Raw genomic sequence first — 308 nt, forward strand, 5'->3', positions numbered from 1 at the left:
GGTTTCGAGGACCAGTCCAATCCGGAAGGCGTGATGTACTATGACCGGATTATTCGCACCCTTGCACATGCTGGAATTAAAGTCTTCATTACGATCAATCACTATGCGATGCCGATTGCTATCGTTGGCAAATACGGAGGTTGGCGACATCGTGACGTCATCGATCTGTACCTTAAGATGGCGAAATTTGTCGTCTATCGCTGGCAAGAAAATGTAGACTATTGGCTTCCCATAAATGAGATTAATTCCGGATATTTCAGTCCTTATAATGGACTCGGAATAATAGGATCCATCGATCACTCTTATGA

The 308-nt window shown here is 43.8% G+C and carries 1 protein-coding gene; it reads left to right on the top strand.

The features are described 5' to 3' along the window. The coding region (locus BST27_RS30970) for a family 1 glycosylhydrolase (protein ID WP_139805538.1) at positions 1 to 308 on the top strand (308 nt) is incomplete at both ends.

Source organism: Mycobacterium intermedium, from assembly GCF_002086275.1.
Lineage (GTDB): Bacteria > Actinomycetota > Actinomycetes > Mycobacteriales > Mycobacteriaceae > Mycobacterium > Mycobacterium intermedium.